22 protein-coding genes are annotated in these 24,085 nt (G+C 64.6%); 6 read left to right on the top strand and 16 right to left on the bottom strand.

What is annotated here, in order from left to right; all coding sequences use genetic code 11:
* Both PSEK12I1_RS0103665 and PSEK12I1_RS0103660 read left to right on the top strand, forming a co-directional pair.
* Entirely contained in the window at positions 1-1,632 is a 1,632-nt protein-coding gene (locus tag PSEK12I1_RS0103665) for a hypothetical protein (protein ID WP_027600717.1), read from the top strand.
* Positions 1,629-2,555, top strand: a complete 927-nt coding sequence (locus PSEK12I1_RS0103660; protein ID WP_027600716.1) for a DUF5655 domain-containing protein — start codon at positions 1,629-1,631, stop codon at positions 2,553-2,555. The genes PSEK12I1_RS0103665 and PSEK12I1_RS0103660 overlap by 4 nt, the downstream gene beginning before the upstream one ends.
* Positions 2,556-2,885: 330 nt before the next feature.
* Here PSEK12I1_RS0103660 and PSEK12I1_RS0103655 read toward each other — a convergent pair whose 3' ends face one another.
* The 14 genes from PSEK12I1_RS0103655 to PSEK12I1_RS0103590 form a co-directional block, all read right to left on the bottom strand.
* Positions 2,886-4,073 carry a type II toxin-antitoxin system HipA family toxin gene (locus PSEK12I1_RS0103655; RefSeq protein WP_027600715.1) on the bottom strand — a complete coding sequence of 396 codons (1,188 nt, stop codon included), beginning with the start codon at positions 4,071-4,073 and terminating at the stop codon, positions 2,886-2,888.
* Complete coding sequence (locus PSEK12I1_RS0103650; protein ID WP_027600714.1) at positions 4,073-4,324, bottom strand: helix-turn-helix transcriptional regulator; 252 nt, start codon at positions 4,322-4,324, stop codon at positions 4,073-4,075. The genes PSEK12I1_RS0103655 and PSEK12I1_RS0103650 overlap by 1 nt, the downstream gene beginning before the upstream one ends.
* 135 nt (positions 4,325-4,459) lie before the next feature.
* Complete coding sequence (locus PSEK12I1_RS0103645) at positions 4,460-5,041, bottom strand: DUF4337 domain-containing protein (protein ID WP_027600713.1); 582 nt, start codon at positions 5,039-5,041, stop codon at positions 4,460-4,462.
* A gap of 58 nt (positions 5,042-5,099) precedes the next feature.
* Positions 5,100-6,359 carry an acyltransferase gene (locus tag PSEK12I1_RS0103640; protein WP_177323729.1) on the bottom strand — a complete coding sequence of 420 codons (1,260 nt, stop codon included), beginning with the start codon at positions 6,357-6,359 and terminating at the stop codon, positions 5,100-5,102.
* A 155-nt stretch (positions 6,360-6,514) separates the two neighbouring features.
* Positions 6,515-7,393 (bottom strand): SMP-30/gluconolactonase/LRE family protein, encoded by an 879-nt coding sequence (locus tag PSEK12I1_RS0103635; RefSeq protein WP_027600711.1) that lies wholly within the window; start codon positions 7,391-7,393, stop codon positions 6,515-6,517.
* 11 nt (positions 7,394-7,404) lie between these two features.
* A complete protein-coding gene (locus tag PSEK12I1_RS0103630; RefSeq protein ID WP_027600710.1) occupies positions 7,405-8,223 on the bottom strand; it encodes an NAD(P)-dependent oxidoreductase in 819 nt (272 codons plus the stop codon).
* Positions 8,224-8,319: 96 nt separating this feature from the next.
* Positions 8,320-9,516 carry a hybrid sensor histidine kinase/response regulator gene (locus tag PSEK12I1_RS0103625; RefSeq protein WP_027600709.1) on the bottom strand — a complete coding sequence of 399 codons (1,197 nt, stop codon included), beginning with the start codon at positions 9,514-9,516 and terminating at the stop codon, positions 8,320-8,322.
* Positions 9,509-10,096 carry a chemotaxis protein CheB gene (locus PSEK12I1_RS0103620; RefSeq protein WP_007159760.1) on the bottom strand — a complete coding sequence of 196 codons (588 nt, stop codon included), beginning with the start codon at positions 10,094-10,096 and terminating at the stop codon, positions 9,509-9,511. The genes PSEK12I1_RS0103625 and PSEK12I1_RS0103620 overlap by 8 nt, the downstream gene beginning before the upstream one ends.
* Position 10,097: 1 nt before the next feature.
* Positions 10,098-10,916, bottom strand: coding sequence for a protein-glutamate O-methyltransferase CheR (locus tag PSEK12I1_RS0103615; protein ID WP_027597501.1), 819 nt, complete (start codon positions 10,914-10,916; stop codon positions 10,098-10,100).
* 3 nt (positions 10,917-10,919) lie between these two features.
* Positions 10,920-14,456, bottom strand: a complete 3,537-nt coding sequence (locus PSEK12I1_RS0103610; protein ID WP_027600708.1) for a response regulator — start codon at positions 14,454-14,456, stop codon at positions 10,920-10,922.
* A gap of 262 nt (positions 14,457-14,718) precedes the next feature.
* Positions 14,719-14,877 carry a YqaE/Pmp3 family membrane protein gene (locus PSEK12I1_RS24215; RefSeq protein WP_007159763.1) on the bottom strand — a complete coding sequence of 53 codons (159 nt, stop codon included), beginning with the start codon at positions 14,875-14,877 and terminating at the stop codon, positions 14,719-14,721.
* Between the two features lie 359 nt (positions 14,878-15,236).
* Positions 15,237-17,006: an acyl-CoA dehydrogenase C-terminal domain-containing protein gene (locus tag PSEK12I1_RS0103600; RefSeq protein WP_027600707.1), complete on the bottom strand. Its 1,770-nt coding sequence runs from the start codon at positions 17,004-17,006 to the stop codon at positions 15,237-15,239.
* A gap of 187 nt (positions 17,007-17,193) precedes the next feature.
* A complete protein-coding gene (locus PSEK12I1_RS0103595) occupies positions 17,194-18,999 on the bottom strand; it encodes a phenylacyl-CoA dehydrogenase (protein ID WP_027600706.1) in 1,806 nt (601 codons plus the stop codon).
* A 146-nt stretch (positions 19,000-19,145) separates the two neighbouring features.
* The gene (locus PSEK12I1_RS0103590; RefSeq protein WP_027600705.1) at positions 19,146-19,469 is read right to left on the bottom strand and encodes a thioredoxin family protein; all 324 of its coding nucleotides are present in this window, start codon (positions 19,467-19,469) and stop codon (positions 19,146-19,148) included.
* A 164-nt stretch (positions 19,470-19,633) separates the two neighbouring features.
* Here PSEK12I1_RS0103590 and PSEK12I1_RS0103585 point away from each other — a divergent pair, with 164 nt between their 5' ends.
* Both PSEK12I1_RS0103585 and PSEK12I1_RS0103580 read left to right on the top strand, forming a co-directional pair.
* Positions 19,634-20,968 carry an MFS transporter gene (locus PSEK12I1_RS0103585; RefSeq protein WP_027600704.1) on the top strand — a complete coding sequence of 445 codons (1,335 nt, stop codon included), beginning with the start codon at positions 19,634-19,636 and terminating at the stop codon, positions 20,966-20,968.
* A 70-nt stretch (positions 20,969-21,038) separates the two neighbouring features.
* Positions 21,039-21,461, top strand: coding sequence for a DUF1810 domain-containing protein (locus PSEK12I1_RS0103580; RefSeq protein ID WP_027600703.1), 423 nt, complete (start codon positions 21,039-21,041; stop codon positions 21,459-21,461).
* Here the strand turns inward: PSEK12I1_RS0103580 and PSEK12I1_RS0103575 are convergent.
* Both PSEK12I1_RS0103575 and PSEK12I1_RS0103570 read right to left on the bottom strand, forming a co-directional pair.
* Complete coding sequence (locus PSEK12I1_RS0103575) at positions 21,458-22,045, bottom strand: cupin domain-containing protein (RefSeq protein ID WP_081737515.1); 588 nt, start codon at positions 22,043-22,045, stop codon at positions 21,458-21,460. The two genes, PSEK12I1_RS0103580 and PSEK12I1_RS0103575, sit on opposite strands and share 4 nt — an antisense overlap.
* 70 nt (positions 22,046-22,115) lie before the next feature.
* The gene (locus PSEK12I1_RS0103570) at positions 22,116-22,817 is read right to left on the bottom strand and encodes an alpha/beta fold hydrolase (protein ID WP_027600701.1); all 702 of its coding nucleotides are present in this window, start codon (positions 22,815-22,817) and stop codon (positions 22,116-22,118) included.
* Positions 22,818-22,929: 112 nt separating this feature from the next.
* Between PSEK12I1_RS0103570 and PSEK12I1_RS0103565 the strand changes: the two genes are divergently transcribed.
* A complete protein-coding gene (locus PSEK12I1_RS0103565; protein WP_007159771.1) occupies positions 22,930-23,226 on the top strand; it encodes a hypothetical protein in 297 nt (98 codons plus the stop codon).
* A gap of 58 nt (positions 23,227-23,284) precedes the next feature.
* Positions 23,285-24,022, top strand: coding sequence for a ComF family protein (locus PSEK12I1_RS0103560; RefSeq protein WP_037006630.1), 738 nt, complete (start codon positions 23,285-23,287; stop codon positions 24,020-24,022).
* Positions 24,023-24,085: the final 63 nt, after the last annotated feature.

The raw sequence follows: 24,085 nt of genomic DNA, 5'->3' as shown, positions 1-24,085 counted from the left end.
ATGTCGCGAGGCCGCCAATACATCGAATTCGAGGGACTGTTCTCGGAAAGCGTGCTGGGCATCTTCCGCATTATCAGGGGCTTTGCCGATCTGCGCGATCTGGCAGCCATCTCCGTCCCCTACAAGATGGAGGATGGAGAGCAGGGCTTTAGGGTGGTAGGCCATCAGCGAGTGGAATCGGCCAAACACGCCGAGGAGATCAAGAACTACCTGGAACAGAGCGAGAATCGCTTCCTCCCAGAGATAATTCTTTCCGTTCGTGCGCCGGTCAAACTCATAGTCAATCGGGGCGAGATCGCCCCGGACGAACAGGGGTTGGGCGAAACGGTTTTCGGGGTGAGAAGCGACAACGATAGCCTAGTGGATATCTCCCGCCGATATTCAAGTCCGACCATACGGATGCAGCGGCTGCGCGTGCGGCGAGGCGACCTGGGGCAGCTTAAGCAGGATAAAATCATTCGCCGCATCGACGGCAATCATCGCCTGCATCTGGCCGAACAGCTTACCGAAGACCCCAACACACCGACCAAGTACCTCGCTCCATTCTGCATGGTGCTGCTCGGTCCGGTGAACAATGATGCAGACGACTTCTCTGAATCGCTGATTTTCCACACCATCAACAGCACAGCCCTACCGCTGGAGTCGGAACACGGTCTTCGGCTGCTGCTGGGGCAAGACCCAGCGCACGCCATGACGCCGGATAACGAATTCGCCTACAACCCGGCGCTGCACCTAACGCGGCTATTGGCCGACCGCCTGCGAGGTCTACCGCAACCGGCTCGGCAACGCTTCGGCGAGCGTCCATTGACCACACTTTGGGAGTCGGCTCGCAACCTTATCAGTATGGACGAGACTATTGCCCGCGATCGACAAACCTTGACCAGCTTTGCCGACAACCTGTTTGCTGCGCTGGCGGATATCGCTACCCAACTGACCGTAAACCATCCATCGCTATGCAAAACCTACAGCTTCTTCGAGCTGGCAGCACGGGTCTGGAGAGAGGCAGAAGGACAAGATCATGAGCAAAAAGTCCGCTGGACGGTAAACTATCTCGACCGCCTTAGCCGTTGGCTTGGTGGGCAAGGAATAACAAATTTGCTTGATCCTTTATCTCCAGCAGAGCAACTTCTCAAAACCTATAAAGCTGCCCAATCTCGAGTTCCGAAGAGAGTCTTTCTAGCGCGCTGGTACCCAGCGCCGGACGCTCCGAATGACGCCCACAACAAAGCCACGTTACGCCTGCAACAACTTCGGCAGACTCTAAGCAATCTCCAGCAGCAACATGGAGTCACCTTGGAATTGGTCGACATGGGCACCGAGGAGGGTGGGTCTTTTCCGATTCATAACCGAATGTACGAAGCCATTTCTTCGTCCGACATAATAATTTGCGACCTAACCGGCCATCGCCCCAACGTTTATATTGAAGCCGGCTACGCACTAAAGCATCACGAAGAAAATCGGCTTATTTTCTTATTCGAGCCGACTACCGCTCAAGACCAAGTGCCATTTGATTTAAACACTTTCAAATATGTAGCCATTACTCAGGCTGCGGAAATTCCAAACAAAATCCTCCCCGAATTGAAGGCCATCCTAAAGGCCTCTGGCGCTCACATTATGGAAGAAGGCGCATGAGTGATATTCAGCTGTTCCGTCTGAATGGACAACAAGACGCGATTGAGCTTCCCGGCCGCTCCGTTGCAGTAGAAAAGCAGCTACAAAGCTTGATAGAAACACAGATGGAGTGCTTCTTGGGGGTGCGTTTTCTCGCCAGCGAATACGCCACGGGCAAAACCCATAAGGGTCGAATCGACTCCCTTGGTCTAGACGAAAATGGCTGCCCAGTAATCGTTGAGTACAAGCGACACAGCAACGAGAACGTGATCAATCAGGGATTATTCTACTTGGACTGGTTACTTGATCATCAGGCTGAGTTTCGCTGGCTGGTAATGGAAAAACTCGGGAAGGATGCTGCCCATCAGATCGAATGGAGTGGCACTCGCTTGCTATGCATTGCCGCCGACTTCACACGTTACGACCAACATGCAGTGCAACTGATCCAGCGCAATATCGAGTTGATCCGCTACAAGATTTTTGGTGATGATTTGTTACTCTTGGAACTAGTCAATAGTGTGAGCGTGACAGACGCCTCAACTACATCTAAAGCAGCTGCTATCGAGCCAAGCAAGTCAGTGCTAGTGGGCAAGGATAAGACTTGGCAGGAGCAGCTGTCCCAGGCTACGCCAGAGATTGTCACTCTGTTCGATACGACCAAAAGCTACCTGCACTCCATTGGGGATGATGTGCAGGAAAAACATCTGAAGCTCTATGTGGCGTTTCGCCGCCTAAAAAACTTTGCCAGCCTAGTACCCCAACCCAAGCGCCTGCTGCTGATGCTCAAGCTCAATCCAGATTCTGTCGAATTGGTCGAAGGTTTCAGCCGTGATGTACGCGCTATCGGCCACTGGGGAACGGGCGACCTGGAGCTGAGCTTACGCAGCCAAGCCGACCTGGAGCGCGCCAAGCACCTGATCGAACGTAGCTATCAGGAGAACTAAACTCTGAAGACGATCCGGCAAAGCTACAGTGGTAGCCGGCCCAGTAGGGGGCCAGGTACAAAAAACAGTACACTGGCGGTACAGTGCCCAGCTTTTACAAATTTCGCCAAACTACGCTTAAACCGCTCTACGACAATGCTTTCAGCCAACTTTACCTACGATAAGCTACGCCCGATTTCACTGGGCTTACAGCGTTTCTAGGCAACTCATAATCCTTTGGTCCACGGTTCGTGTCCGTGCGGGCCTACCAGCTTTCAGGAGCCGCGCTTTGCGCGGCTTTTTTGTGCCTAGGTTTTGGGCTTTTGCCCTGCCTTCTCGAGTCCTACTGCTTTAGCCGAACGTCTGCACGAAGGGCGCGGCGCTGTGCCGGATGGCAGCGGCGATCTGTGGCGCCTGGCTGCAAAGCTCAGTCGAACGCTGCAGTACCCGCTCCAGCGCTTCCAGCTGGGCGCGGATCACCTCAGCCGGTCGTTGAACATCGCAGACTTCCGCAAAATCCAGCAAACCCTGGCGCGAAGCGAACAGCGACTTGTTGCCCATCAACTCCAGCGCCAGGACATCCTCGGGAAGGTAGGCGGTGGTGTTGACGATGTCGTAGGCGGGCGCCAGCCGTGCATCACGCTGGGCAGGGTCGGCATAGAGCAAGCCGAAGTTCTTCAGATGCGCATCGCCATTGCCGAGGATGCAGCTTAGGCTCACCGTGGCGAAGAGTTGCGCCAGCGAAGACCGGACATGTTCGGGCGCACAGAACAGGCGGATGGCCTTGGCGATCGCCGAATAGCTCTTGCTGTACTTCTGCTCCGCCGCCAGCCCCATCAGGGCAGCCATATCTTCGAAGCCGAGAGGTTCAAGATGTTCGTCGCGGTCGAACCGGCGCATGACGAAGAGCTTGGCATTGCTGGAGAGATGGAACTCGGGCACCGGAATGCCTGCTTCGCGGGCCACGGACATGCAGAGGTATTCGTTGATCGCCAGGCCCGGAAATTCGTCTCGACCGCTCTTGATGATCAACTCGGCGGTTCTCGAGGTGAAGCGGGCATCCTCCCGCTCGGGCACCAACACCTTGGGCTGTACGCCGGAAATACCGGCGCGCAGGATGTAGCGATCCACCAATTCGACGAACAGGTCTTCCGTGCCATCCCAGGCGAGAATCTCGCTGAGCCGTTCGCCTGGGAAGCGCTGGCGTTCCAGCAGTGTATCGATCTCAGGCGACGTCACCGTCACGCGACCGATTGGCGAACTACTGCCTGTCAGGGCCAGCAGAGCCATGGGATCCAGAGGTACCAGCTTGGCCAACCTGTTGCGTAGCTGCTCCAGTACATAGCCTTCCGGCAAATTCATCTGGAAGATCGGATGCAGTTCGCGGCGGCGATAGTCATCCAGGCGCACCGGCATCAGCAGACTGATGGCAGCCCTTGTCGAAGCATCGTCCTGGTAGCGAAACAGGTAGTCGCCATCCTGAGCCATGAGCGCTCCGCTCCCGCCTGCCGGGGTTGCGACTCGCAGCCGGGTCTTCATCAGTCGAATACCCCCTGAATCTCGTCCAAGGTCGGCAAGGCGGCAGGGATTATTGCCAGCTCGCAATCCAAGGCTGCGAGTGCTCGTGCGTAGGCTGCCATACCGACACGAGAGTCTCCCCGCTCCACGGCGATGATCTTTTGCCGGGTAAGGCCTGCCAGCTCGGCGAGGCCTGCTTGAGTAAGGCCTCGATTGAGGCGCCGCTGGCGGAGTTGGCTACCAAGACGTTGACTGATCAGCTCGCTATCCATGTTCTGCATACGTAACAAATTCGGTTATTTGTAACGTATACGAAACCTGAAGCTTCCAGTAAAGCCAATTCTATCGTTGTGGCAAGACGTGCCTTTTGCGTGCCTGATGGACGCGCTCTGGCATCACCTGAATGGCTAGACGTGCAGCAACGCCAACACCCCAACCACCACCCCTCCCCCCGCCACCCCATACACCGCCGCCTGCAACCAGCGCCGCCGGGTCAGCAGGGTGATGGCGGCCAGGGAGATGGCGACCTGCATCAGCATGGTGGCCTGGGCCCAGCGGTGGTGGCGGTGGAGCTGGGTTTCGCTCAGGGCTTCGTTGGCGTCGACCTTGGCTTCCAGGGCTTCGGCCTTGTTACGGATCTCGGCTTTCTGCTGGGCGTAGCGCTGGCTGTCCAGGGAGAAGCGCTGGGCGGTGTCGGGGTTGGTCGCGAGGGCAGCGCCGAGGTCGGCGAGGTTCTGTTTTTCGCCCTTGGCCTGATAGTAGCCCCACTGGTTGGCGGCTTCGGTCTTGGCGATGGCTTCTTCGTTCTTGTAATAGAGCGCCAGGCTCTCGGCGTTGCCGCCCTGGTAGGCGCAGAGCGCGCCTAGCGTCGCCAGGATGGCGGTGGTGACGGCGATGCGGCCGGTGAGGCTGTCGCGGCGATGGGCGCCGTGGGCGGCGTGTTCCACCTCGTGGTCGTGGGGGCCGTGGACTTCGTATTCGCTGGACAAGGCTCAGCTCCGCTGCGGATTCCTGCGGCGAGGCTAGCCGGGTCTACTTAACGCCTCCTTAAGACTGGGGCAAGCGCGCCTGCAGCCAGCGGCGCAGCGGACCGGCCACCCAGCGCTGCATGGCCAGACCGAGCAGGACGATGAGCACCAGGTGCAGCGGCAGCATCCAGCCGGGAATGGGGATGGGCAGCGCCAGCGCCTCGCCGACGTCTTCGGCCAGGTCTTCGAGGCTGTCGCCGGCCAGGTGCATCCAGCCCAGCAGGGTGCGGGTCCAGGGTTCGAGCACGCCGATCAGCGGGGTGTGGACGGCGAAGATGCACAGCGAGGCCTCGCCGAGGCGCTGGGCCAGGCGCCGCACGCCGGCGCGACCGGGTTCGCCGAAGGTGGCGCAGGCCAGCAGCACCGCGGCCTGGAAGGGTGTCAGCAGGCCGTTGTGGACCAGGTAGAACCAGCGGCGGCCATCGCCTTCCAGCAGCAGCGCGCCCAGCCACAGGCCGGTCAGGCCGAACAGCAGCAGGGGCAGGCGCAGGCGCTGGGTCTTCGCTGCCACCCAGGGCTCCTGCACGGCGCGATAGAGCAGGATGCCGAGCAGGAATTCCGGCAGGCGGATCAGCGGATTGCGGTGGATGACGCCCACCGTCACGGTATCGAAGGCCTGGGCCCAGGTGGCCACCAGCGGACCGAGCAGATAGAGCCCCCAGAGCGCTGCGGCGGCCAGGGCCCAGCGACGCAGGCGCATCAGCCGCGGGCCGAGCAGCGGAAACAGCAGGTAGAAGAACAGCAGCGCCGAGATCGACCAGGCGGCGCCGTTGAGCCAGAGAAAGCGCGGCTCCCAGGATTGCAGCAGCAGCAGTTGCAGGAGCACGTGGGTGGTGGCGGCCAGCCAGGACAGCGGCAGCATCTCGTCCAGCTCGCTGCCCTCCTCTAGCTGCAGATAGGGGTGCTGGTTGTAGTAGACCGGCACCCCGTGTTCCAGCCAGGAATCCTGTGATAACCAATAGGACAGCCCCAGCGCGACCAGCAGGGTCAGCAGGTGGATGGGATAGAGGTTGCACAGCCGCCGTAGGACGAAGCCGCGGGAGCTGCCCTTGAGCGCGCCCTGGTGATCCAGGCTGACGTGGGCCAGCAAGAAGCCCGACAGCAGGAAGAAGGTGCTGGTGGCGAAGAAGCCCATGCCGGCCAGCCGGCGGAAGGCATCCGGCAGATCGCTGTAGAGCCCGCCCAGGTGGTAGACGACCATGTACAGCGCCATGAGGAATCTCAGCCATTCCAGGCCGTAGTAACGGGCGGTGGGGCGGCTTGCAACTGAAGAGGTCATGACGGCGATTTAGGGCGGATAGACCCTGATTATAAGCCGCCTGGGCCGGAGCTCTGCTGATGTTCATGACAAAAGCATGACAGCCGGTTTCCAGACGTTGCCATGTGCCGCTCAGGACTCCGCCGCCCGGAGGTCCTGCGCTCCCCGAGACCGATTCATCCCGCGAATGCGGGCTCCGGCAACCCCTGCACCCCGGGATCCAAGGCGAAGAGTCCACCCGCCAACGGCTGGTCGCTGAGATCGCCACCCGGACGGATGGAAGTCACGAACAGGGTATCCAAGTTGCGCCCGCCAAAGGCGCACATGGCCGGCTTCTTGACCGGTACGCTCAGGGAGCGATCCAGGCGGCCCTCGGGGGTGAAGCGATGGATCAGGCCGGCATCGTTGCCGCAGATCCAGTAGCAGCCGTCGACATCCACCGCGGCGCCATCGGGTCGGCCGGGATGGGCGTTCATGTCGACGAACAGCCGCCGGTTGCTGGGTGTGCCGGTATCCGGGTCGTAGTCGAAGGCCCAGATCAGCTGACGGCTGGGATGGGAGTCGGACAGATAAAGGGTGCGGCCATCGGGACTCAGGGCCAGGCCATTGGGCACGATGAGGTCGTCCAGCAGCAGCCGGGCGTCCTCGCCCGCGGCATGGCTGTAGAGGCGTCCAGCCGGCGCGCCCTGGGCCATGTCCTGCACCATGGTGCCCACCAGGAAGCGGCCCTGGCGATCGCAGCGACCGTCGTTGCATCGCATCGCCGGCTGGGCATGGTCGAGAGCGACCAGGCGTTCGCCGCTCAGCTGGCCAGAAGCCTCGGCCTGCAGGGCGAAGAGGCCGCTTTCCAGGCCGGCAAGCCAGCCGCCATCCTCGCGGGTGGCGATGCAGGCGAGCATTTCCGGTGCGCTCCAGCTGTCCAGGGCGCCAGCCGGGGTCCAGCGATGCAGCCGTTTGGCCGGGATATCGACCCAGTAGAGCGCCTGTTCGGCAACCTGCCAGACCGGACACTCACCGGTGGCGTTGCGGGCATCGACGAGCAATTCGGCGGTCATGGCGGCCCTCCTCAGTCGTCGAAGGGACCGGTGGCGACGAAGGCACCACCCTGGTAGACCATCGACGGATCGTCCGCTGCCGGCATGGGCTGGGCTTCGACCTTGGCGCGGAATGGCTCGGAGCTGTCCTTGGGCTGGAAGCCCAGGTGCGCGGCGAGGCGGTTGTCCCACCAGCTGTCACGGTTGGCGGAGGCGCCATAGACGATGGTATGGCCGACGTCCGGCGTGGTCAGGCTGCGCAGGATAAGGTCGGTCAGGTCTTCGTAACTCAGCCAGGTGGCGAGCATGCGGCGATTCTGCGCCTCGGGGAAGGAAGAGCCGATGCGGATGCTCACCGTCTCGATGCCATAGCGATCGAAATAGAAGGTCGCCAGGTCCTCGCCAAAGGCCTTGGACAGGCCGTAGTAGCTGTCCGGGCGCTGAGGCACGCTGGCGTCGATGCGCTGGTCCTGGCGATAGAAGCCGATGACATGGTTGGAGCTGGCGAAGACGATGCGCTTCACCCCGTGGCGCCGCGCGGCCTCATAGAGGTTGAAGGTGCCGCGGATGTTGGCTTCGAGGATGGGCTCGAAGGCGTGTTCGGTGGAGATGCCACCGAAATGCAGGATGGCGTCGACACCTTCCACCAGCGCATGGACGCCGGCCTTGTCCGCCAGGTCGCAGGTCATCACCTCTTCCGCCGGGCCTTCGGCCGCCGCCATCGGCGCGATATCGGACAGCCGCAGGATCTCGGCATGGGGTTTAAGCCGCTGGCGCAACTCCTTGCCCAGGCCACCGGCAGCGCCAGTGAGCAGGAGTCGATGGAAGGGTGACGAGGAGACTTCGGACATGAACGGGCGCCTTCTTATGGAGTTATCTGGCAAGAGGTATGACATCCCACCTCTTTTCGCGATTCTCGCGGGCGCCCGGGGTCCTGTCAATGCTACCTAGGCCGGCAGACAGGGCAGCCGCAGGCGGAAGGTCGCACCCTGTCCGGCGATGCTTTCCACGTGCAGGCTGCCGTGGTGCGCCTTGACGATCTGGTCGGCGATATAGAGGCCCAGGCCCAGGCCGGCGATGTTCTCGGTGCCACTGGCGCGCTCGAACTGGCGGAAGATCAGCGCCTGGTGCTCCACCGGGATGCCGATGCCATGGTCCTTGACGCTCAGTTCCACATCGGCGCCATCGCTGCGCAGGGAGATCTCCACCGGACGCCCGGCGCCGTATCTCATGGCATTGGTCAGCAGATTGGTGATCACCTGCTCGATGCGGAATTCGTCCCAGTAGCCGGGCGCTGGGCCTTCGGCGTGCAACTCCACCGGGCAGCCGGCCGCGGCGAATTGCGAGGCGAAGCTGTCCACCACCGTGTTGACCAGGGCGGCGAGATCGCACTGCGAGGGGCGGATCGACAGCTTGCCGGTGCGGATGCGCGAGATGTCGAGCATGTCATCGATCAGGTGCACCAGGCGCTGGATCTGCCGCTCGTCGCGCTCGGCCATGCCGGCCAGCTTGTCGGGGGTGAAGGCTTCCAGCTTGCCCTTGTCCAGGTACATGCGGCGCAGCTGGGCTTCGAGCATTAGGGTGTTGAGCGGTGTCTTGAGTTCATGGGAGACCATGGACATGAAGTCGTCGCGGGTGCGTACCGCCTGCTGCAGCTCGACCTGGGTCTGGCGCAGCTCGGCCAGCAGGATCTCCTGCTCCTGGCGACTCTGCTCCAGGGCCACCAGTTGCTCGGCCAGGCGCTTGCGGTGCCAGTAGAGGTCGACGAACACCCGGGTCTTGCTCTTGACCGCATGGACATCGAGGGGCTTGTGCAGGAAGTCCACCGCACCGCTCTCGTAGCCCTTGAAGGCATAGTTGAGGTCGCGGCCGGCGGCGCTGACGAAGACGATGGGGATGTGCCGGGTCTTTTCCAGGCCGCGCATCATCTCCGCCAGTTCGAAGCCGTTCATGCCCGGCATCTGCACATCGAGGATCGCCAGGGCGAATTCGTGCATCAGCAGGAGCTCCAGCGCGGCCTCGGCGGAGCTGGCCTGGAAGATCTCCAGCGCCTCGCTGCGCAGCAGGGCTTCCAGCGCCAGGAGATTTTCCGGCAGGTCGTCTACGAGCAGGAGCTTCGCCTGTTCGACGGGTACTTCAGCCATGGTCGCGTTCCAGCTCGATGAGCAATAGATGGATGCCCGGCACATCCAGCACGAAATCCGGGTGGAATCTCTTCAAGGCCGCCTCAGGCATGGTCGGCACCTCGGCCGATTGCGGCGACTGGACAACGGTGACTCCGCCGTTCTGAGCCAGGGCGTGCAGGCCGCTGGCACCGTCATGGTTGGCACCGGTCAGCAGGATGCCGCAGACCTGTTCGCCCAGGGCGTCGGTCGCGCTTTCGAACAGGACATCGATGGACGGCCGGGAGAACTGCACCGGCTCGTCGCGGGACAGCGACAGAGTGAAGTCGTCCTCCACCAGCAGGTGATAACCCGGCGGCGCGAAATACAGGGTGCCCGGCAGTATAGCGTCCTTGTCCTCGGCCTCGCGCACCCGCAGGGCCAAGCGCGCCTGGAACAGTTCGGCCAGGCGCGAGGTGCGATCGTCCGGCAGGTGCAGCACCACGGCCAGCGGCAGACGGTAGCTGGCCGGCAGGGTCGAGAGCAGGCGCAGCAGGACCTGCAGCCCGCCGGCAGAGGCTCCGATGACGATGAGGCGCAACGGCTTGCGGGGCGGGAACATGCTAGAGCCTGCGGAACAGCCGTTCCTGCTTCACCACCGGCTCGAAGTGGTTGGCATAGGCGGAGAAGTCCAGCGACTCCTTGCTGCCCAGACCGAGAAAGCCGCGGTGACTCAGGGACTCGTGAAACAGCCCGAGCGCCCGATTCTGCAGATTCTTGTTGAAGTAGATGAGCACGTTGCGGCAGGACACCAGCTGGGTCTCGGAGAAGACGCTGTCGGTGGCCAGGCTGTGATCGGCAAAGGTCACGTTGGCGATCAGCGACTTGTCGAACAGCGCGCCGTCATAGGCTGCGGTGTAGTAGTCGGAAAACGCGCGGGTGCCGCCGGCCTTCTGGTAACTGGCGGTGTAGGCGCGCATCCGCTCCAGCGGAAAGATGCCCTGGCGGGCCTTTTCCATGGAGCGCGGATTGATATCGGTGGCATAGAACAGGGTGCGGTCGAGCAGCCCTTCCTCCTGGAACAGGATGGCCATCGAGAAGACCTCCTCGCCGGTGCTGCAGCCGGCGATCCACACCTTGAGCGAGGGATAGGTGCGCAGGACCGGCACCACCTGCTGGCGCAGGGCGAGGAAGTAGCCCGGATCGCGAAACATCTCGCTGACCGGGATGGTGATGAATTGCAGCAACTCGGCGAACAGCGCCGGATCGCGCAGCACCCGCTCCTGCAGCGCCGAGATGCTCGGGCAGTCGAAGCGCGTCAGCGCCTGCAGTACCCGGCGCTTGAGCGAGGCCTTGGAGTAGTTGCGGAAGTCGTGGCTGTACCTCAGGAAGATGCCTTCCAGCAGCAACCTCAGCTCGATGTCCTGCAGCCGTTCGCTCATGACCTACAGCCGCTCCAGCGACGGCATCCAGACGCGGATCAGCGAGAACAGCCGGTCCAGGTCGATGGGCTTGGCCAGGTAGTCGCTGGCGCCGGCGGCGAGGCAGCGCTCCTGGTCGTCCTTCATGGCCTTGGCGGTGATGGCGATGATCGGCAGCTTCTTCATGTGCGGCCGCTTGCGGATCTCGCGCATGGCTTCGTAGCCATCCATCATCGGCATCATGATGTCCATCAGCACCAGGTCGATGGTGTCGCTGTTGTCGAGCTTTTCCAGCGCCTCCAGGCCATTGCGGGCGATCTCCACCTTGGCGCCCTTCTGCTCCAGGGCACTGGTGAGGGCGAAGATGTTGCGCACGTCGTCGTCCACCAGCAGCAGGGTGCGGCCGTCGAAGGCCTTCTCGCGGCTGCGGGCGCTTTCCAGCATGCGCTGGCGATCGAGCGGCATGTCGGCCTCGATCTTGTGCAGGAACAGGGTCACCTCGTCGAGCAGCCGCTCGGGCGAGCGCGCGCCCTTGATGATGATGGAGCGCGAATACTTGAGCAGCGCCGCCTCTTCGTCGCGGGTCAGGCTGCGCCCGGTGTAGACGATCACCGGCGGGAAGGAGCAGATGTCTTCGCTGGCCATGCGCTGGAGCAGCTCGCCGCCTTCCATGTCGGGCAGCTTGAGGTCGATGACCATGCAGTCGTAGACCTCGTCGCGCAGCAGTTCCAGGGCCTGGCTGCCCATCTCCACCGCGGTGATCTCCACGTCCACGTCGCCGATCAGCTTGGCGATGCTGTCGCGCTGCAGGGCGTCGTCTTCCACCAGCAGCACCCGCTTGATGCCGGCGGCGAACTTGGCTTCCAGGCGAGTGAAGGCCTCGCGGAGTTCGTCGCGGGTGGTGGGCTTGATGGCGTAGCCGACCGCGCCCATGTGCATGGCCGTCTCGATGCGATCCGAGGCCGAGACCACGTGCACCGGGATGTGGCGGGTCAGCGGGTTTTCCTTGAGCCGTTCCAGCACCGTGAGACCGGAATGATCGGGCAGGCCCATGTCCAGCAGGATGGCGTCCGGACGGTATTCCAAGGCCGCGGCGAAGCCTTCCTCGGCGCGATGGGCCACCAGGCAGCTGTATTTCAGTTCGTGGGCCAGATCGAAGAGGATCTGCGCGAAGGGCACCTCGTCTTCGATCACCAGGACCCGGCGATCCGGATAGGGCCAGTCGTCCCGGTCGTCGGCGAAGGCCGCTCCCACGGGAGCCGCCGCCTCGGTGATCGGCGGTGCAGCTGGCGGACGCGGGGTGGCGGCCAGGGCCGGCAGGGGCGCGGATGCCGCGGCCGGCGCGGTGTTCGCGGCAGGGGCGGTAACCGGGGTAATGGGTAGAGCAGGCGCAGCGGCTTCCTGATACTCCAGCGGCAGGCGCAGGGTGAAGGTGCTGCCCTCCCCCGGCTGGCTGGTGACGCTCAGGGTGCCGCCTAGCAGCAGTGCCAGGTCACGGGAGATCGACAGTCCCAGGCCGGTGCCGCCATAGCGACGGGTGATCGCGCCATCCGCCTGGCGGAAGGCCTCGAAGATCAGCTCCTGCTGCTCGGCGGCGATGCCAATGCCGGTATCGCTCACAGCGAAGCTGGGCTGGCCGTCTTCCAGCGAAAGGCGCAGGGTCACCTGGCCGTGCTCGGTGAACTTGAAGGCGTTGGACAGCAGATTCTTGAGGATCTGCTCGACCCGCTGGCGATCGCTGAAGAAGGCCGGCGGCATCCGCGCGTCCAGCTCCACCACGAAGGCGACACCCTTGTTCTGGGCCACCGGCTCGAAGGCGGTCTTCAGGGCTTCCACCAGGCGGCGCACGGACATCTGCTCCGGGCGGATCTCCAGCATGCCGGCCTCGACCTTGGAGATGTCGAGGATGTCGTTGATCAGGGTCAGCAGGTCATTGCCCGCCGAATAGATGGATTCGGCGTAGCGCACCTGCTCGCCACTGAGGTTGCCGGCCGGGTTGTCGGCCAGCAGCTTGGACAGGATCAGCGAGCTGTTCAGCGGTGTGCGCAATTCGTGGGACATGTTCGCCAAGAATTCGGACTTGTACTGGCTGGCGCGCTCCAGCTCACGGGCGCGGTCTTCCAGCATCTGCTGGGCTTCGTTGAGGCGGTTGTTGCGGTCGTCCAGCACGTCGCGCTGCTGCAGCAGTTCCTGAGCCTGTTCGGAGAGCTGCTCGTTGGTCTGCTCCAGCTCCGCCTGCTGCTGCTCCAGATGGACCTGGGACTCCTTGAGCGCCTGGGACTGCTCTTCCAGTTCTTCGTTGGCGGTGCGCAGTTCTTCCTGCTGCACCTGGAGTTCTTCGTTGAGCTGCTGGGTTTCCGCCAGGACCTGCTGCAGGCGCTGGCGATAGCGCGCGGCTTCCACCGAGGAGCCGATGGAATCGGCGATCAGGGTCAGCAGTTCCTCGTCCTGCGGGCGCAGGGCACGCAGGAAGCCCAGCTCGACCACGCCATTGACCCGGCCGTCGTTCTCGATGGGCACGATGAGCGCTGCGCTGGCCTGGCGTTCACCCAGGGCTGAATTGACCTTGAGGTAGTCGGCGGGCAACTGCTCCAGCGCCATGACGCGACCGTCCAGCACCGCCTGACCGGCCAGCCCCTCGCCCGGCGCCAGGCGCTGGCGCCGACGACGGCCCTCGTCGTCCAGGGCGTAGTCGGCGACGCGCTCCAGACTGCCGTCGTCGAGCCGCACATAGAGGGCGCCGGCCGCAGCGCCGAGATAGCGCGCCAGGAATTGCAGGATGCTCTGCCCCAAGGGCGCCAGTGACGCCTGGCCGATGACGGCTTCCGACAGCTGATTCTGGCCCGAACGGAACCAGCTCTGCCGTTCCAGATTGTCGGTGTGCTCGGCCTGCTGATCGAGCAGCCGGGTATAGGTCGCGGAGAGTCGCATGAGCTCGCGGCGCCCGAAGAAGGCCATGATGCCCGACAGCAGCAGGCTGACGATGAGGAAGGCGGCGACGAAGATCACCGTCATGCGACTGGCCGTCTCGGTGCGCTCGGCGCGCATCTGCTCTTCGTAGGCGATGAAATCGGTGTAGTCGCGGCGGATGCTGTCGATGCGGTTCTTGCCCTGGCCATCGTTCAGCGGCGTCTGGAAATCGCCACCCAACCGCCGCGCATCGATCACCCGGCTCGCATAGTCGCGCCACTCGCGATGCACCGCTTCGATCCGTTCCAGGCGCCGGATCTGCACGGCACTGTCGCTGACCAGATTCTTCAATTCATCGAGCTGCGGCTCGACATTGGGCAGCGCGCGTTCATAGGGCTGCAGGAACGCGGTATTGCCGCTCAGCAGATAGCCGCGCATCCCGGTTTCCAGGTCGACCACCAGGCGGAAGTTGGCATTGGCCTCGCTGATGACGCGGTCGGTATGCTCGACCCACTGGGTGACCTTCAGCAGGTAATAGATGATGGCGATAAAGAAGATCGCGCTGAAGACACCGATGCTCAGAGGCAGGGAGAGATTGCGCTTGAGGATCTGGCTGAAATGCTTCTGATCGAGGGGCGACTCGCGATTCATGGGGTCTGAAAGCCTTGTACGGGACAAAACGGTCGGCGACGGCAAAGCCTCGGCCTGCGGAGGGGTGTCGTCACTGACCGTGGCACCACCGGCGGTCGATCAAGGATACCGGTGTGGTGGGCCGGCAGGCCTCGAACAGGGCTGCAGGAAGCGCCCTCGCCTAGCGCGGACCTCTTGCCCTCAAGCCCCTGCCGCTTCGGTTGCGCTGACCCCTAGGTCAGCCAGTCGCTTGCGGCACCGGGGCCGCGATCCGGCCGTGGGTTCAGCGACGAGCAATCACCCAGACGGCATGGATGATACCCGGAATGTAACCCAGCAGCGTCAGCAGGATGTTCAGCCAGAAGGCGCCGCCGAAGCCGACCTGGAGAAAGACGCCCACGGGCGGCAGGATGATGGCGAAGATGAGGCGGATGAGGTCCATTTCAGGCTCCAGTAGCAGGCAGGCAAGAAGATGCCTCTAAGACTGGCAGGGCCTGAATCAGGTTCCGGCAGGCAATAAAAAACCCCGCCGAAGCGGGGTTTCGCAGACTTAACCCAACATCCTTGTCGGGCCGCCAATCCTTGGCCATCTATCCCTGTAAGTCTCTGCCTGACATCCTTGCCGGGGGGCCATCCTGGCCACATTTCCTTGAAGTCATCTGGAGCGCTGGGTACATCCTGTACCGCGATCCGATGGGTGTAGATTACGCAGCTACCCGGGTGTAGGCGATGGCTTATCGCGGCGATGTCATGTAAGCCAAAGCTTACACGACATGGCTTTTCACCTTTTCCGTCAACAGCTTAGAAGGCCTCCTCGGCCAGGGCGTAGAGCGGCTGGGCGCCGCTGCGCACGGCGGCCGCCAGGCTCAGGGTGCGCGGCAGCAGGCGGGCGAAATAGAAGCGTGCGGTGGCCAGCTTGGCTTCGGCGAAGGCCGCGTCCTGCTCCGCCGCGGCAGCCGCGGCCCGTGCCCAGAGATAGGCATAGGCGACATAGCCAAACAGGTGCAGGTAGTCCACCGAGGCGGCGCCGAGCTCATGGGGGTCGCTGGCGCCGGCCTGCAGCAGCCACTCGGTCGCGCCGTCCAGCTGATCCAGGGCCTGGCGCAGGGGCGCGGCGAATTCGTTGTCCGCCGGCAGGCTGGCGAGATAGCCATGGACCTCTTCGCTGAAGGGCCGGTAGAGGGCGCCACGACTGCCGGCCAGCTTGCGGCCGACCAAATCGAGGGCCTGGATGCCGTTGGTGCCTTCGTAGATCTGGGTGATGCGCACGTCGCGCACCAGCTGTTCCTGACCCCATTCGCGGATGTAGCCATGGCCGCCGAACACCTGCTGGCCGGCGACGCAGAGTTCCAGGCCGAGATCGGTGAGGAATCCCTTGGCCACCGGGGTGAGCAGCGCCACCAGGGCTTCGGCGCGTTCGCGCTCGGCCGGCTCGGGGCTGTACTTGGCGGTGTCGAGTTGCAGGGCCACATAGCTGGAGAACAGCCGGCCGCCTTCGTTCAGCGCCTTCATGGTCAGCAGCATGCGCCGCACATCGGGGTGGACGATGATGGGATCGGCGTTCTTGGCGGCCTGCTGGATACCGGCCGGGGAGCGGCTCTGCAGGCGTTCGCGGGCATAGGCCAGGGCGTTCTGGTAGGAGCGTTCGCTCGAGCCCAGACCCTGGATGCCGACGCCCAGGCGCTCGTAGTTCATCATGGTGAACATGGCGGCCAGGCCCTTGTTGACCTCGCCCACCAGATAGCCGACCGCGCCATCGAAATTCATCACGCAGGTGGCGGCGCCCTTGATGCCCATCTTGTGTTCCAGGGAGCCACAGGCCACGGCGTTGCGCGCGCCCAGGGCGCCCGCCTCGTCCACCAGGATCTTGGGCACCAGGAACAGCGAGATGCCCCGGGAACCGGCCGGCGCATCGGGCAGCTTGGCCAGCACCAGGTGAATGATGTTCTCGGTGAGGTCGTGCTCGCCAGCGGTGATGAAGATCTTGGTACCGGTGACCCGGTAGCTGCCGTCGGCCTGGGGCTCGGCGCGGGTGCGGATCAGGCCCAGGTCGGTACCGGCATGGGGCTCGGTCAGGCACATGGAGCCGGCCCACTGGCCACTGTAGAGATTGGGCAGGTAGGCCTGCTTCAGGGCTTCGCTGCCATGAGCGTGCAGGGCCAGGCAGGCGCCGGCGCTAAGCATCGGATAGAGACCGAAGGCCAGGCAGCTGGCGTGCATCATTTCCTCGACCTGGGCGGTGAGCACCTTGGGCATGCCCATGCCGCCGTATTCGGGATCCCCACCAACCCCCACCCAGCCGCCTTCGGCAAAGGCCTGGTAGGCCTGGCGGAAGCCCTGGGGCGTGGTCACTTCACCGGCTTGCCAGTGGCAGCCTTCTTCATCGGAGTTGCGATTGAGCGGCGCCAGTTCCTGGGCGCACAGCTTGCCGGCTTCTTCGAGGATGGCATCGGCGGTCTCGCCGTCCACCACCTCGGCCAGGGCGGGCCACTGACTCCAGCGGTCCTTGACCTTGAAGACGGCATCCAGCACGAAACGGATATCGCGAAGCGGCGGGGTGTAGTCGGCCATGTCGAGTCTCCTCGGAAGGTGTTCTTATCGGTATGACCCGAGTGTAAGACCGAACCGGAAGGGAGACATAGGTTCATGATCTGACCCGATGGTCAGCCGATCGGAGGTCTGCAGTAGGTGTTTTTTTCGCGGACGCGAAAAGACGAAAACCCCGCCGGAGCGGGGTTTTCAGTGGAACGGCGACGCCTTAGTAGCCGAGGGCGAAGTCTTCCTCGGCCAGGGCCATCAGGCTACCGGCGCCGGCCAGCAGCGCCTCGGCATGGGCGCGGGTACGGGGCAGCAGGCGCTCATAGTAGAAGCGCGCGGTGGCCAGCTTGGCCTGGTAGAAGGCGGCCTCCTCGGTACCGGCGGCCAGCTTCTCGGCGGCGACCCGGGCCATGTCGGCCCAGAAGTACGCCAGGCAGCAGTAGCCGGAGTACATCAGGTAGTCGACGGCGGCGGCGCCCACCTCTTCGCGATCCTTCATGGCGGCCATGCCGACCTTGAGGGTGATCTCGCCCCACTCCTTGTTCAGCTTGGCCAGCGGCTCGACGAAGGCCTTGAGCTGGGCATTCTCGGCGTTGGCCTGGCAGAACTTGTGCACCACCTTGGTGAAGGCCTTGAGGGATTCACCCTGGGTCATCAGCACCTTGCGACCCAGCAGGTCGATGGCCTGGATGCCAGTGGTGCCCTCGTAGAGCATGGCGATGCGGGCATCGCGCAGATTCTGCTCCATGCCCCACTCGGCGATGTAGCCGTGGCCGCCGTAGATCTGCACGCCGTGGCTCGCCGCCTCGAAACCCACCTCGGTCATGAAGGCCTTGGCGATGGGGGTGAGGAAGGCCAGCTGGGTCTCGACCTGCTGCTTCTGCTCTTCGTCCTGGCTGTACTTGAGGATGTCCACCAGCTTGGCGGTGTAGTAGATCATCGCCCGACTGCCTTCGGCGAAGGCCTTCATGGTCAGCAGCATGCGGCGCACGTCGGGGTGCACGATGATGGGATCGGCGGGCTTCTCGGGCGCCTTGGGACCGGTCAGGGAACGCATCTGCAGACGCTCGCGGGCGTACTTCAGACCGCCCTGGAAGGCCACCTCGGCATGGGCCAGGCCCTGCAGGGCGGTGCCGATGCGGGCGAAGTTCATGAAGGTGAACATGCAGTTCAGACCGCGATTCGGCGGGCCGATCAGGAAGCCGGTGGCGCCGTCGAAGTTCATCACGCAGGTGGCGTTGCCGTGGATGCCCATCTTGTGTTCCAGGGAACCACAGTGCACGGCGTTGCGCTCGCCGGCCGCGCCGCTGGCGTCGGGCAGGCGCTTGGGCACGATGAACAGCGAGATGCCCTTGGTGCCGGCGGGGGCGTCGGGCAGGCGGGCCAGCACGATGTGGACGATGTTCTCGGCCATGTCGTGTTCACCGGCGGAGATGAAGATCTTGGTGCCGGTGATGGCGTAGCTGCCGTCAGCACGCGGCTCAGCCTTGGTGCGCAGCATGCCCAGGTCGGAACCACAGTGGGGTTCGGTCAGGCACATGGTGCCGGTCCATTCGCCGGTCACCAGCTTTTCCAGGTAGGTGTGCTTCTGCTCGTCGGTGCCGTGCTGCTCCAGGGTGTTCATGGCGCCGTGGGACAGGCCGGGGTACATGCCCCAGGACCAGTTGGCCTGGCCGACCATTTCCGAGAGAGAGATGCCAAGGGACTCGGGCAGGCCCTGGCCACCGTGGGCCGGGTTGTGCGCCAGGCTCGGCCAGCCGCCTTCGACGAACTGGGCATAGGCTTCCTTGAAGCCATCGGGGGTCTTCACCCCGTCTTCGCTCCAGGTGCAGCCCTGCTGATCGCCGATGCGATTGAGCGGCGCCAGGACCTGTTCGCAGAACTTGGCGCCTTCTTCGAGGATGGCGGAGACCATGTCGGGAGTGGCGTCGCCGCACCCGGGCAGGCTCTGGTAGTGCGCGTCATAGCCCAGGAGTTCGTCGCGGACGAAGCGGATGTCCCGCAGGGGGGCTTTGTAATCGGGCATGACTGTTACCTCTTTGCGAATGCTTGTTGTCGAGGGTGGCGGCAGCGTCGCTGCGGACCTACCGCCAGGGCGTTTAAACAGTCGTTTGAAACTAATGTTCCAGGCCTGGCCTTGTCAAGCGTGGCGAGGACGAGCGGAACGACCGGTCAGTCCGCCAGGGCCAGGGCTTCGTCCAGGGCCGCCGCCGTCGCCGGACGTACCAGCCGCGCCAGTTCCTGGCCGTCCTTGAAGACGATCAGCGTGGGCCAGAGCTTGACGCGAAAGGAGCGTCCCAGGCGGCGGCCGGGACCGTCTTCGATCTTGAGATGGCGCACGCCGGGGTAGTCCGCGAGCGCCGTGGCCAGCAGCGGCTGGGCGGCGCGGCAGTGTCCGCACCAGGGTGCGCCGAATTCCAGCAGGGTGACACCCGGCAGGGCGTCGACATCAGCGCGGGCGGGCTCCTTTTCCGCATAGGTGGTCGTCATGGTCATGGCGGGACTCCTGAAGTCGGTTCCAACGGTGGACAAGTCGCTGGCGGGACTGCTCGGTCACGGGAAAAGGACTAGGGTCGATCCTGCGGTACGCCCCGATGTCATGACAATAAAACAAGGCGCTCCATTTCTGCCTCCGTCTCCGCCCTTTCCCGAGGCCCGCCATGAGCCAGACAGCGACTTCCGTTTCACCCGCCACCCTGCGCAAGGTCATCTCCGCCGCATCCATCGGCAACTTCGTCGAATGGTTCGATTTCGCCCTCTATGGCTTTCTCGCCACCCTGCTCGCGGCGCACTTCTTTCCCAGTGGCGACGCCACCGCCGGCCTGCTCAAGACCTTTGCCGTCTTTGCCGTGGCCTTTGCCTTCCGGCCACTGGGCGGCATCGTCTTCGGCCTGCTGGGCGACCGCATCGGCCGCAAGCGCACCCTGGCCCTGACCATCCTGATCATGGCCGGCGCCACCGCCCTGATCGGCATCCTGCCCAGCTACGCCACCATCGGCATCTGGGCGCCGATCCTGCTGACGCTGATCCGCTGCGCCCAGGGCTTTTCCGCCGGCGGCGAATACGCCGGGGCCTGCGCCTACGTGATGGAGCATTCACCGCGCGATCGCCGCGGGCGCTATGGCAGCTTCGTACCGGTCTCGACCTTTCTCGCCTTTGCCAGCGCGGCCCTGACCGCCTGGGGCCTGGAGCGACTGCTGGGCGCCGCCGCCATGGCCGACTGGGGCTGGCGCATCCCCTTCCTGGCCGCCGCGCCGCTGGGCCTGATCGGTCTCTATCTGCGGCTGAAGCTGGACGAGACCCCGGCCTTCCAGGCGCTGGAAGCGGACCATGAGGTCAGCCATTCGCCGCTGGGCGAGACGCTCAGGCTGCAGGGTCGCTCGATCCTGCGCCTGGGCGCCTTCATCTCGCTGACGGCGCTGTCCTTCTATATGTTCACCACCTACTTCTCCACCTACCTGCAACTGGCCGGCGGCTTCGACCGGGCCGCGGCCCTGGCCATCAGCCTGATCACCCTGTTCGCGGCGGCGGCGGCCTGTCCGGTGCTGGGACGCGTTACCGACCGCATCGGCCGGCGCATGACCACTGTGCTGGCCAGCCTGGTGCTGGCGGTGGGCGTCTATCCGGCGCTGCTGCTGGCCAGCAGCGGCCAGTTCGGCAGCGCCCTGCTGGGCTCCCTACTGCTGGGCGCCGGGGCGGTGCTGTGCAACGTGGTGACCGCACCGCTGCTCAGCGAGGTCTTCCCCACCCGCACGCGCTACACCGCCGGGGCCATCACCTACAACCTGGCCTACACCATCTTCGGCGGCACCGCGCCGCTGATGGCGACCTGGCTGATCGGCGCCACCGGCAGCAATCTCTCGCCGGCGCTCTACCTGATCCTGATCGCCCTGCTCGGCCTGATCGGCGGCCTGAGTCTGCCCGAGACCTCGCGTATCGATCTGGACGAGGTCAGCGAAGGCGGTGAAACGACCTATCGCGCGGTGCGAGGCTAGACCGCTCGTCCCTTGACCGGCACTTCCTCCGGGTCCATCTGCCGATAGGCAAAAGGCCCGGAGTTTCGCCATGCCCGCCGCTCACGATCTGCAACGCTTCCTCGACGCCCAGGCCGACACCTATGCCACCGCCCTGGCGGAGATTCGCGCCGGGCGCAAGCGCAGCCACTGGATGTGGTTCATCTTTCCGCAGATCCAGGGGCTGGGCCGCAGCGAGACGGCGCAGCGCTACGCCATCGCCTCCCGCGACGAGGCCAGTGCCTACTTGGCGCATCCGCTGCTGGGACCCCGCCTGCGGGAGATCACCGCCGCCGCGCTGGAGCATCCGCAGCTGTCGGCCACGGCGCTGTTCGGCCAGCCGGACGATCTCAAATTCCATTCCTGCCTGACCCTCTTCGCCGCCGTGGCCGAAGACCCCGAACCCTTTCGCCAGGCGCTGAAGACCTTTTTCGCCGGCCAGCCGGACGAAGCCACCCTGACGCGACTCTGCTAGCGCCAGAGCTCGGGTAGCGCCCCTTCCCGTCCGGTCACCGGATCAGTCAGTGGCACAGGCACCTGGGCGATCAATTCGACTGAACGGGCATGGGCGGCCGGATCGGCGCGCTGGGTGATGAAGTCCTGCCGATCGGGCGGATAGGCGCCCACCACCAGGAAATCCGCGCTGGATTCCAGGTTGCGGTGCCCGGTCCCTGCCGGCAGCACCACCACGTCGCCCGCGGTCACCTCCACATCCTGCCCCTGCTCGCCACCCAGCCGCAGCCGCGCCTGCCCGCGCGCCACGCCAAGGACTTCATGGGCATTGGGGTGATAGTGATGATAATCGTAGACGCCATAGCGCCATTGCGGCGGCCAGGCGTTGTCGGCGAACAGCCGCTCCAGGGCGGCGGCGCGGTTTGAGCCGGCCAGGGGAACTTGGCGATAGAGCAATACGGGCAGGCGACTGTTGGGGATGACGCCATCGTCGGCGAAATGCAGTTGTTCGGGCTGACCGGCACCCACCGGCGCGGCCAGGGCCAGGGCGGCGGGCGCCAGGCCCAGCATCAGGGAAAGGACGGACAGAGACGGACGATGCGGCATGCGGGACTCCCTCGGGGCTTTGCCAATGGAGGCCGGCCTGGTGCCCGGGTTCAGCGCCCGCGACGAGGGGTCAGGCCAGCCATTCCCGCAGCAGCGCCGAGGTGCGCTCCGGCAGTTCCAGCGGCGGCAGGTGACCGCAGTCGTCCAGCACCACCAGGCGCGAATCCTGGATGCCGGCGTGCATCAGCTCGGCTTCGGCCGGCGGGGTCAGCTGGTCCTGGGCGCCCACCACGATCAGGGTCGGGATGCGGATCCCTGCCAGGGTCGGGCGTGAGTCGGGGCGGTCGATGATCGACTGCTGCTGGCGCAGGAAGGCCTCCTTGCCCACCGCCTTGCCCATGGCCAGTACGGTATCGGCCACCGGCGTGCCCAGGCGCGAGGCGTGGATCAGCCGCGGCAAGAGTTGCGGACTGATACCGAGGAAACGCCCGCGCTCGGCCAGTTCGAGCATGGCGCGGCGCTGGGCGGCGCGCTCCGGGGCGTCCGGGCTGGCCATGGTGTCGAACAGCGCCAGCCGCGCTACCCGTTCCGGCGCCTGGCGCAGGATCTCGAAGGCCACGTAGCCGCCCATGGACAGGGCGCCCAGGGCGAAGCGCGGCGGCGCCTCGGCCAGCACCCGGCGCGCCAGGGCAGGGATGCCCAGGTCGCGGGTGAGGTCGGGAATGAGCACCGGACAGACGTCGGCCAGGTCGGCGGCCTGAGCGGCCCAGAGACGGCTGTCGCAGAGCAGGCCGGGAAGCAGGATCAGCGGAAGGGTATCGGTAGCGGTCATCACTAAGGACTTGAGAGACACTGCGGAAAACGCGCAGTGTAGCGCGGATCACCAGCGAACCCCGTGGGCTTCGCGGGTTCCAAGGGACATTGCCAAGGATCCGGAAACATCCATGCGTACTGAAGGCTTCTTCGACTGGCTCGGCGCCGCGCTCGGCCAGGTCATCCGTTTCATTATCGATCTGTTCGGCTCGGTGCTCGGCGGCCTCGCCGACGCCGTGCACGACTTTCTCCATGGCATGGCCCGCTCCATCGGCATGGACGACTCCTATATTAGCTTCGTCGTCCTGGCCATCGGCCTGCTGCTGCTCTACGCCGCGGTACGCGCCTTCATGGCGCGCTCGGTGGTGGGCGGCGTCATCTGGCTGATTCTCGGCCTGATGGTGATGAGCTGGCTGATCCGCGGCTGACTGGTCGCCAGGCGCTCCGCCTGGCACAGTAGGGCTCTCGCTCGGCACGGACGCCGTCATGACCCCACCCCTTTCCCAGGCCTTGAAGCGCCACTGGCAACGCCTGCGGCCCGGGACCAGCTGCGCCCTCTGCGCCGCCTGGCTGCCGGCCGGACTGCCCCTGTGCGAAGGCTGCGACAGCGAATTGCCCTGGCTCGGCCCCCATTACCAGGGCTGCGCCCTGCCGCTGCCGGTGGACGGCCTGTTCTGCGGCGGCTGCCTGGCCAAGCCGCCGGCCTTCGACCAGGTGCTGGCGCCCTGGCGCTATGCCTTTCCGGTCGACACCCTGATCAACAGATTCAAGCACCGCGATCACGGGAGTCTCGGCCGTCTGGCCGGGGCGCTGCTGGCGCGGCATCTGCAGCACCTGTTCGACGAAGGTCAGCCGCGCCCGGAGTGCCTGCTGCCCGTTCCTCTCTCGCCCCTGCGCCTGCGCCAGCGCGGCTTCAACCAGGCCGCACTGCTGGCCGGCTGGCTCGGCAAGTCCTTGAAGCTACCGGCGGATGGCGGACTGTTGCAGCGAGTGGAGGAGCAGCACAGCCAGCAGGGCCTGAGCGCCAGCGAGCGGCGGCGCAATCTCCGGCAGGCCTTCGCCCTGGTGCAGGACGCCGGATTGGAGGGTCGCCATCTGGCTCTGGTGGACGACGTCCTCACCACCGGCGCCACCGCCGACAGCCTGGCGCGCCTGCTCAAGCGCACGGGCGCCCGGCGGGTGGATGTCTATTGCCTGGCGCGGACGCCGCCACCCGGCGAGTAGCGCTGTCACCAAACCGTCATTTAGTCTGACTAGCCTCGCCTGCACACCGTGAGGGAGCCATCA

This window comes from Pseudomonas sp. MOIL14HWK12:I1, from assembly GCF_000510705.1.
GTDB classification, from domain to species: domain Bacteria; phylum Pseudomonadota; class Gammaproteobacteria; order Pseudomonadales; family Pseudomonadaceae; genus Chryseomonas; species Chryseomonas oryzihabitans.
Note: the sequence above shows the minus strand (reverse complement) of the source record. Positions and strands in the feature narration are given on the sequence as shown.

What these genes read in the sequence shown, in the direction of transcription:
- PSEK12I1_RS0103595 (WP_027600706.1), bottom strand. Translation starts at nt 18,999, where the DNA reads ATGCCCGATTACAAAGCCCCCCTGCGGGACATCCGCTTCGTCCGCGAC.
- PSEK12I1_RS0103660 (WP_027600716.1), top strand. Translation starts at nt 1,629, where the DNA reads ATGAGTGATATTCAGCTGTTCCGTCTGAATGGACAACAAGACGCGATT.
- PSEK12I1_RS0103635 (WP_027600711.1), bottom strand. Translation starts at nt 7,393, where the DNA reads ATGACCGCCGAATTGCTCGTCGATGCCCGCAACGCCACCGGTGAGTGT.
- PSEK12I1_RS0103580 (WP_027600703.1), top strand. Translation starts at nt 21,039, where the DNA reads ATGCCCGCCGCTCACGATCTGCAACGCTTCCTCGACGCCCAGGCCGAC.
- PSEK12I1_RS0103615 (WP_027597501.1), bottom strand. Translation starts at nt 10,916, where the DNA reads ATGAGCGAACGGCTGCAGGACATCGAGCTGAGGTTGCTGCTGGAAGGC.
- PSEK12I1_RS24215 (WP_007159763.1), bottom strand. Translation starts at nt 14,877, where the DNA reads ATGGACCTCATCCGCCTCATCTTCGCCATCATCCTGCCGCCCGTGGGC.
- PSEK12I1_RS0103640 (WP_177323729.1), bottom strand. Translation starts at nt 6,359, where the DNA reads ATGACCTCTTCAGTTGCAAGCCGCCCCACCGCCCGTTACTACGGCCTG.
- PSEK12I1_RS0103560 (WP_037006630.1), top strand. Translation starts at nt 23,285, where the DNA reads ATGACCCCACCCCTTTCCCAGGCCTTGAAGCGCCACTGGCAACGCCTG.
- PSEK12I1_RS0103590 (WP_027600705.1), bottom strand. Translation starts at nt 19,469, where the DNA reads ATGACCATGACGACCACCTATGCGGAAAAGGAGCCCGCCCGCGCTGAT.
- PSEK12I1_RS0103575 (WP_081737515.1), bottom strand. Translation starts at nt 22,045, where the DNA reads ATGCCGCATCGTCCGTCTCTGTCCGTCCTTTCCCTGATGCTGGGCCTG.
- PSEK12I1_RS0103620 (WP_007159760.1), bottom strand. Translation starts at nt 10,096, where the DNA reads ATGTTCCCGCCCCGCAAGCCGTTGCGCCTCATCGTCATCGGAGCCTCT.
- PSEK12I1_RS0103585 (WP_027600704.1), top strand. Translation starts at nt 19,634, where the DNA reads ATGAGCCAGACAGCGACTTCCGTTTCACCCGCCACCCTGCGCAAGGTC.
- PSEK12I1_RS0103610 (WP_027600708.1), bottom strand. Translation starts at nt 14,456, where the DNA reads ATGAATCGCGAGTCGCCCCTCGATCAGAAGCATTTCAGCCAGATCCTC.
- PSEK12I1_RS0103600 (WP_027600707.1), bottom strand. Translation starts at nt 17,006, where the DNA reads ATGGCCGACTACACCCCGCCGCTTCGCGATATCCGTTTCGTGCTGGAT.
- PSEK12I1_RS0103565 (WP_007159771.1), top strand. Translation starts at nt 22,930, where the DNA reads ATGCGTACTGAAGGCTTCTTCGACTGGCTCGGCGCCGCGCTCGGCCAG.
- PSEK12I1_RS0103630 (WP_027600710.1), bottom strand. Translation starts at nt 8,223, where the DNA reads ATGTCCGAAGTCTCCTCGTCACCCTTCCATCGACTCCTGCTCACTGGC.
- PSEK12I1_RS0103655 (WP_027600715.1), bottom strand. Translation starts at nt 4,073, where the DNA reads ATGAAGACCCGGCTGCGAGTCGCAACCCCGGCAGGCGGGAGCGGAGCG.
- PSEK12I1_RS0103570 (WP_027600701.1), bottom strand. Translation starts at nt 22,817, where the DNA reads ATGACCGCTACCGATACCCTTCCGCTGATCCTGCTTCCCGGCCTGCTC.
- PSEK12I1_RS0103625 (WP_027600709.1), bottom strand. Translation starts at nt 9,516, where the DNA reads ATGGCTGAAGTACCCGTCGAACAGGCGAAGCTCCTGCTCGTAGACGAC.
- PSEK12I1_RS0103650 (WP_027600714.1), bottom strand. Translation starts at nt 4,324, where the DNA reads ATGGATAGCGAGCTGATCAGTCAACGTCTTGGTAGCCAACTCCGCCAG.
- PSEK12I1_RS0103665 (WP_027600717.1), top strand. Translation starts at nt 1, where the DNA reads ATGTCGCGAGGCCGCCAATACATCGAATTCGAGGGACTGTTCTCGGAA.